This is a genomic window from Vibrio sp. Vb1554 (assembly GCF_033344235.1).
Map to the genome: position 1 here is coordinate 1 of NZ_JAWPOJ010000194.1, position 1414 is coordinate 1414.

Genomic DNA, 1414 nt, shown 5'->3' on the forward strand with positions numbered 1-1414 from the left:
TGCGCTTCGCCCATTCGGCTTTTAAACCTAGTTGCTGCCAGTTAGTGATGAACTGACTTTCTCCACAACGCAACGTAGCGGAAAACATCGCGTCCAATTGATTAAAGTTCAAACCTTGAATGGGATTGTCTTGATGCACAAAAATACCAATAGCATCAATAGCAACGCGCAATGCTGTAGGTTTGTAACCATGCTGTCGCTCGAACGCCTCGATTTCTTTCAAACGCATCGGGCGGCTCATTGGGCCAAACTGCGCCGTTTGCTCTGTTAAAGCAGGTGGCGCCGTTGACGAGCCTGAAGCTTGAACTTGCGCGTTGATGTTTGGGTAAATGGATTTAAACTCTTCCACCCAAAGTGTGGTCATCCCCGCCAAAGTGTCTGAGCCTACCGAAAGCAAGTTACCAACAATGCCAGTGGTTTTATGGTAGTTCGGTAAAGGCTTATCTTGAGCAACCGCCATACTCGAACAAATAAGCGCGATACAAGCGATGGCTTTACTGACTCGACGTCCCATTATTTCACCACTAAACGACTTGGAAGTACGAACGAGAACTTGCTTCCTACACCGACTTCACTTTGAATTTCCAGGTGTGAGTCATGATGGCTCAACGCATGTTTCACAATTGCCAATCCTAAACCACTGCCACCCGTATCGCGTGAACGTGCTTTATCAACTCGGTAGAAACGCTCAGTCAGTCGATGCAAGTGTTGTGGCTCAATACCATCACCACTGTCTTCAACTTCAAGGCACGCACCTTGTGCGGTTTGATACCAACGAACATGAATATTGGCTCCCGGAGGAGTGTACTTCACTGCGTTGTAAACAAGGTTGGAGATCGCGCTGCGCAATTGGTCATCATCTCCAAGCACACGAAGGCTGGTATCGACATCAAACTTGAGTTTATGTTGGTCATCACCACTTAAGCTGATCGCTTCTTTCTCTAAGACTTCAAGCATTGCTGGCACATTAACGACATCTTCCAACTCATGCATCGGCGCGGCTTCAATCTTAGATAAGGTAAGAAGTTGATTCACTAAGCTGTTCATGCGGTTAAGCTGCTCCGTCATCACCCCATGCGCTTTAGTCCACATCGGGCCGACGATCATGTCTGGGTCTTCCGTCATCTCCAGATAACCTTGTAGTACGGTCATCGGAGTGCGTAGCTCATGAGAAACGTTGGCGAAGAAGTTACGACGCATTCCTTCGAGTTGCTTAAGTTGGCTCACGTCACGCACCACCATCAGGTGTTCACCTTCCGTGTAAGGCACGATACGCAGTTCTAACATACGTTCGACATTCAACGGCGAGCGCATTTCTAGCGGTTCGGAGAAATCTTTTTTATTGAGGTACTTGATGAAATCTGGAGTTCGAATCAGGTTCGAGATAGGTTGACCGGAATCTTCTGGCCAATGG

At 47.7% G+C, this 1414-nt stretch carries 2 protein-coding genes; both read right to left on the reverse strand.

Annotated elements, in window-relative coordinates:
- On the reverse strand, positions 1–514 hold a 514-nt coding region (locus tag R8N28_RS24870; protein WP_318183623.1), incomplete at its 3' end, for a PstS family phosphate ABC transporter substrate-binding protein.
- Positions 514–1414, reverse strand: a 901-nt coding sequence (gene phoR, locus R8N28_RS24875; protein ID WP_318183624.1) for a phosphate regulon sensor histidine kinase PhoR, incomplete at its 5' end; no start/stop codon positions are given. The genes R8N28_RS24870 and phoR, both read right to left, overlap by 1 nt.